General features: G+C 59.4%; 4 protein-coding genes and 5 pseudogenes. 3 read left to right on the plus strand and 6 right to left on the minus strand.

Translation table 11 applies throughout. From position 1 onward, the window contains the following. Nucleotides 1-120 precede the first annotated feature (120 nt). Nucleotides 121-333: a hypothetical protein gene (locus EH240_RS18240; RefSeq protein WP_125000776.1), complete on the plus strand. Its 213-nt coding sequence runs from the start codon at nt 121-123 to the stop codon at nt 331-333. Between the two features lie 226 nt (nt 334-559). Here the strand turns inward: EH240_RS18240 and EH240_RS39085 are convergent. The 6 genes and pseudogenes from EH240_RS39085 to EH240_RS18265 all read right to left on the minus strand — a co-directional run. Next, nucleotides 560-757 (minus strand): annotated as a pseudogene (locus tag EH240_RS39085) (IS110 family transposase); the annotation flags it as partial. A 12-nt stretch (nt 758-769) separates the two neighbouring features. Beyond that, nucleotides 770-1,540 (minus strand): GntR family transcriptional regulator, encoded by a 771-nt coding sequence (locus EH240_RS18250; protein WP_125000779.1) that lies wholly within the window; start codon nt 1,538-1,540, stop codon nt 770-772. Nucleotides 1,541-1,558: 18 nt separating this feature from the next. Further along, a pseudogene (locus tag EH240_RS18255) lies at nt 1,559-2,113 on the minus strand (TCP-1/cpn60 chaperonin family protein); the annotation flags it as partial. Between the two features lie 57 nt (nt 2,114-2,170). After that, a pseudogene (locus EH240_RS39890) lies at nt 2,171-2,401 on the minus strand (co-chaperone GroES); the annotation flags it as partial. A gap of 79 nt (nt 2,402-2,480) precedes the next feature. After that, nucleotides 2,481-2,623: pseudogene (locus EH240_RS18260) on the minus strand (IS21 family transposase); the annotation flags it as partial. A 194-nt stretch (nt 2,624-2,817) separates the two neighbouring features. Further along, nucleotides 2,818-3,543, minus strand: a complete 726-nt coding sequence (locus tag EH240_RS18265; RefSeq protein ID WP_125000782.1) for an FkbM family methyltransferase — start codon at nt 3,541-3,543, stop codon at nt 2,818-2,820. Between the two features lie 267 nt (nt 3,544-3,810). Here EH240_RS18265 and EH240_RS18270 point away from each other — a divergent pair. Continuing rightward, nucleotides 3,811-3,978: pseudogene (locus tag EH240_RS18270) on the plus strand (IS6 family transposase); the annotation flags it as partial. 534 nt (nt 3,979-4,512) lie between these two features. Then, nucleotides 4,513-5,655: a non-hydrolyzing UDP-N-acetylglucosamine 2-epimerase gene (gene wecB, locus EH240_RS18275; protein WP_125000785.1), complete on the plus strand. Its 1,143-nt coding sequence runs from the start codon at nt 4,513-4,515 to the stop codon at nt 5,653-5,655. Nucleotides 5,656-6,000: the final 345 nt, after the last annotated feature.

Consider the following 6,000-nt stretch of genomic DNA (forward strand, 5'->3'; position numbering starts at 1 on the left):
CGCCGCGCTGTTTCGTATCCTCGCATTAGCGGAAGTTTAAATTTCGAGTGTTTCAGCTTGCCGCAAATTAGGGTCTCGATGGGCATGTGTGCATGACTTTCGGACGGGACAGGAAGACTGATGCGCGGACGGGGATGGATCAAGGCCTTGCGTCAGGATGAGGCGCGGCAGCTGCGTGTGCGCATCGCGGAACTGGAGCGCAACCTCATGGCGACCACGCCACAGGGACGCCATCGACGTTTTGAAGCCGGGAATGAACTTCGCATTGCGAAATTCCGCCTCGAGCGCCTCGAGGAATGCATCGCCGGAATAGCGGAAAAATGTGGGGCTTAGCGGATCTCGCCGCTCTCGAAGTTGCAGCGCTCCGGCCGAACTGTGCGCCCGGCGCTATGATCACAAAGCTGGTGGGTTTGACGCCGGTCGAGAGCATCTCTTCAAGCAGCGCTGGGCGGCAGACGCGCAGGCCGCAGGGTGAGTCTGCCTGGAGACAAACGAAGGGATTGGTTGGTGCGGACGAGGGGCAAACGCCTTGCGGGACCCCTGGTCGCCGACGCGTCGTGAAGAACCGAACCTCTCCTTCCCGGCCTGCCTCCGCAATCGCAATAGCGTTCTTCAGCTTCGCAACATCGATTCCGACAAATGCTTCTCTATGATCCACCATGGCTCGTCCTCCTGTGGTGAGGATCGGCTCGGCCCGCCCGAGCAACCCTCGCACGCGCAGTGTAGGGCGAGCCACCTCATCGGCAGAGGCGGACATTGGTCTTACGCATCATCTGCTGCGGCCGATCAATTGGCGTGGTTGAGTAACCAAGGCGCTCTTTCGTTCGATCCAGCCGGTGTAAATGTAGCGATCCGCCCGGTAGGACGAGGACGAAAAGTAAATAACCCGATCGTTCGTGTCGAAGGCGGTACGGTCGATTTGCAGCACCGCAGTGCCGCTCGACACGTCGAGTGCTTTTGCCAGTCTGGCACACGCGGTCCCGGCCCTTATCTCCTGTCTGGCTCGCGCAAGAGCCACACCAAGCTGCCGCTCGAGAATCTCGGTGAAAGAAGTGTCGGCAAGGTCGCGCTTTTCCATCTGGCGTCCTATTGCCGCGACAAACGAAACCGTCTCAACCGCGACGACTTCATCGTCGATCGTTTGCACGCGCTCGATGGTCAGCACGCTCTCATCGGTCGGCACGTTGAGTGCGGCTGCAACCGCCGCATCAGCGGAACGCCAGTCGACCGTCACATGCCTGGTACCCGGCCGGAAGCCACGAGCTACCGCTTCTTCCGAAAACCCTGAAAAAGTGAGCAGGTCCCGGCCGATGTGACGCTTGGCAACGAACGTCCCCTTGCCAGCGCGTCGATAAAGCAAGCCTTCAGCGACAAGGGCAAGCACCGCCTGTCGCACCGTATTGCTGCTGAGTTCATGCTGCTTCATCAACTCCATCTGAGTGGGGAGCTGATCCCCAGCATTGAAGACCCCGCTCTCTATCTGATGCCGAATGATATCCGCGAGCTGAATATGAAATGGAGTTCTGCCGGGCTGAACCATGCGGTCTCCTTAAGCCGAGATCACGCCCTGGCCGAAGAGATCGCCGAATTCGCCGGTCTGGGCGTCCGAGCCATGGGTACAGCTTCGCGCAGCTTGCCGATGACGGGGAGCCGTTTGCCCCGCTGTTCTCCGCGATCTGGGGCGCGGGAGCTTCGATGGCGCGCCGCACGATATCGGGGCCGTATCTCTGGTCGGCGTTGTGGGCGGCGACCACGTCGAGTGCCTTGGCGGCTCCGAGCAGCGCCACGCCGCCGCCGGGCAGGATGCCGCTCCTCGACCTCGGCACGGGTGGCATGAATGGCGCGGTCGACCCGATCCTTGCGTTCCTTGACCTCGTCCTCCGTCGAGCCGCCGACGCGGATGGGCAACACCGCCGGCGAGCTCGGCCAGCCGCTCCTGCAGCTTCTCGCGATCATAGTGGGAGGTGGTCTCCTTGATCTGCGTCTTGATCTGGGTGACACGCCCCTGGATCTGCTCCTTCTTGCCGGCGCCGTCGACACCGAGATCCTCGCTGATAGCGGTGCTGCTAGTCAGGATCGCGACATCGTCCAGCATCCATTTACGGCGGCCGCCGACCTCGAGCTCCAGCGGCTTAGGCCGGCCAGTTTCATTGCGTGCGTCAGGACCTGCGGCGAACACCTCGCCCTCCTGCCGCTTTTCCTTACCGATGTCGGGAATGGTGATGCCGCTGGCCGTCTTCTCGTCGGTTTCGATGCGGCGGACGAGGATGTGGTCATCCAATGAACGGAACGTCATATCGTTGTCCTTCAAGACAAACAGATTGCAACAGGCTACGCCGAGTCGGACCGACAGGGCTTGGTGCGGGGCTCGCGCGACCCTTTTTCGGGATCGCGCGCACATGCGGATTAATTTTGCGCCGATCCTGAGCCTATGCTTCAGGGCCTGCGCTCGCGGGACATGGAGCTGAGGCCGTCTCCAGCAGCAAGGCGTTGAGTTCCTCCAGGTTCTTGAAGCGCAGCCTTGGCGTGAAAAAGCGCTCGCGCCCAGCCTGACCTGGTTCTCGGCCCGACCCTTCTCCCAACCCGACGCTGGAGTGCAGGCCACCGGCTCGACAAGACAGTGGCCCATCCGAAGGCATGGCCAATCCGCAGTATCGACGCCCTCGTGCCATGGAATTCCCAGCGCTGAATGGCCTCAGCTGCCGCTTACGCTACATGCGGCAATTGCACTTCCATCTGATTGCCACGCGGCACCCGAGGACGGACGCTGGCAGGCTTGGTGTACGTTCAATGACGCGTTTGATTTGGGCCGCTGCATCAAGTCAATCGCTCGAAGACGACGTTGATGTCAGTCATTGCAGCAAGCCGGTATGATCTGCATTCCATTACATTGATGATCCGATCCCTATTGCCCTTTAGATAATGCTCGTTTGGCTCGCATTGGATGACAGCAGGTCTGATGCGCTCGTAGTCAATGGCCTTGACGAGATCGTGATCCAGTCCTTCGCAATCGATCGATAAGAAATCGATCTTATTGGCATAAGGGGCCAGCAGTTCGTTGATACCGATCGCGCTCACCTCGATATGTTCTCGGATACCTCCTAGACCGTCGAAGTCCCCGAAACTTTCAACGTGTGCTTTATCCACCGACGAAAGCTCATGTGCGTTGCCGATGAAGAGCGTCGCAGACGCTTGCGGAGCGGGCAAGACAACGGATCGAACGAGAACGTCTTCCGGGCGAGCAGTCCTGATCAGCGCTTCCAATTCAGGATTGGGTTCAACCAGAACACCTCGCGCCCCCCGTTGGTACATAAGAAAGGTATTTGAGGTAGAGATGGGGTGATTAGCGCCGATATCGACATAAAACACACTGGTCCAAGGCCTTTGACTCTTGCAGAGTTTTGCAGACAAGATTCCTTCGACAATAACGTCTTCTCCGGCTTGTGCGTAACTAGCCGGCGCGAAGTGCTTTATCCGAGAGTTCGGCAGATTGAGCCTAGCGACCTCTTGGTTTATGGACTGGTTTTCAAACTGGGACAGCATAGCTCGACCTCCAAGGTACTGGATAGGGGACCGCTACGACCGGTTGTCGCGACGGCTCCCGCTCATAATCCCCGCAATCGGCGTGCCAGCGCCGAATGCGGCGCTCCTTACTTAACAAGGGGTGAAACACGCGCGCCCGCTGGAATGGCCGCGACACTTTTGTCGAGTTCGCGACATCGGCGCCACGGTCCGGCGACTTGCCGAGGATGTATGCAAAGTCTTTGGTCACCAGGCGCATTGAGCTCCGGTGTTCCTCGGAAAGTTGAGATGTTCAAAAGCCGGCATTTCGACCAATCCATTGATCCTGCTTGCATTCACTCTCATCTGCCCTACGGACTGAGCCTACGCGATCTTCGAGAAATGATGGCGGAGCGTGGCATTAGTGTCGATCACTCGACGATCCATCGCTGGGTCATTCATCTCGCGCCGCTGCTGATGGATGCTTTAACCGGCGCAAGCGCCTCGCGACCTTTCTGCGATGCCACAAGTCGATTGCAGGATTGCTCCCGGCGCCCGGTCGAAAGCCGACCCGCATTTGCCAAAGCCGGCCAGTTTCGTCGCTAAGACTGCGTTTGTGTCGGCTTTGTCGGGCCCGTGACACGAAGTCCGGTTGGGCGATCTCTTGTTCCTTTTTGCTAAGTGGCTGTCAGCAATCACAAATTGTTTTTCAGCTCGATCAGCCAATGTGGCACGAGTTTTGTGTCTCCTCGTTGAAGAGTGGCGGCAGCAATTGCCGCCATCATTGATGCCGGGGTCAGTCGCGATGGAGGAAGGCGATCCGCGTCAAATTGCTTACTATGGAAGGGGACATCCTCGTCGTCCGCTGACAAGACGTGGTTCGCTTCGGCCCTGATGGATGGCAGCCTATGGCGCCCTTATGCGATCACTTGGCGACTGCGGTCTCCGATGCCCCGAGGCCACGCAAGACACTAGCAGAGAGCGCGCTCAGCTTTATTTGGAGAGACGATCATGCCCAAGGTGGCATTCATTTTCGGCACTCGTCCTGAGGCGATCAAATGCGCCACAGTAATTAACGCGATGAAGCTAGACCGCAGGTTCGAGCCCCTCGTTGTTTCCACGGGGCAGCATCGCGAGATGCTGGATATCGCTTTAGCGGAATTCGGTATTCGACCCGACATCGAACTAAGCGTCATGCAACCTCGCCAGACCTTGTCGCAGGTCACATATCGAATCCTGGAAAGGCTCTCCGGGCAAATAGAACAATGGGGGATCGACGCGGTAGTCGTTCATGGCGATACCGCGAGCACCCTGGCAGGAGCCCTGGCCGCCTTCCATCACCGTATCCCTGTCATCCATATCGAGGCGGGCTTGCGTAGCGGCAACATTGCATCGCCATATCCAGAGGAGGCCAATCGGCGCCTGGTCGCTCAGATAGCGGATCTCCACCTGGCGCCTACGATCCGTAGCGGCGAGAACCTTCTCCGCGAAGGTGCCCCTGAGGACCGTGTCACGGTCACCGGGAACACGGTCGTCGATGCCCTTCACTGGGCGGCCGAAAATGCCCCCGCCTTCGCCGAGCCAGCGCTTGCCGACCTCAAGAACGAAACGCGGCGGATCGTGGTCGCCTCAGCACATCGACGCGAGTCGTGGGGTGCACCGATGCACGAGATAGCAAGAGCTCTTGTGCAGCTATCATGTCAGGAGAACGTGCGTGTCATCATCCCATTGCACCAGAACCCGGCAGTGCGCGAAGTCATTTTGCCCTATTTAAGCAACCAGGCGAATATTACGGTGGTGGATCCTCTGCCGTACCGCAACTTCTGCAGCCTTATGCTGCGCGCGGACATCATCATCTCGGACAGCAGCGGCGCAGAGGAAGAAGGCCCTGCACTCGGCAAACCGACGCTTGTTTTAAGAGACATCACCGAGCGGCCGGAGGCTGTCGAAGCTGGCACAGCGCGCCTTGTGGGCCGCAGCACCGCCCGCATCGTGAGTGAAGCGACCCGGCTGCTGTGCGATCCGGACGAATATTCACGGATGGCCCAGCCCGTGGACGCCTACGGCGATGGAAAGGCGACAACTCGGGTCATCGGTGCAATCGCGAGATATTTCGCTGCGCACACCGAGCGCGAGTCGCAGTTGGCCAACTGATGGGCCGCCCCAGCGGCGCGGGACCGTTCGCTGCGGTCCACGCCCTCCGAAGAACGCCACCATATCCCTGTCGAACTGACCGGACCGGGCGATGACGACAAAAGACAGAAGGTCATGGCCAGGAGTAACAATCGTAACCGTCCGGTGAGGGCCGCGGTCAGGCTGCTTTGCGGTGACAGTGGATCGGGACCAGTTCCACGGCAGGAGTTCACAATCCTGAACGTCCTCGGGCATCGCTTTTCATCGCAACATCTCGGCGAGCGGGCCGATGATCAGCTCCGTGACCGAGGAGCGGGCCGTCGCGTCGGTGGGCATGTACGAGCGTTGTCATTCCAATGCTGGTGT

Origin of the sequence: Mesorhizobium tamadayense (assembly GCF_003863365.1) — a bacterium.
Taxonomy (GTDB): Bacteria; Pseudomonadota; Alphaproteobacteria; order Rhizobiales; family Rhizobiaceae; genus Mesorhizobium; species Mesorhizobium tamadayense.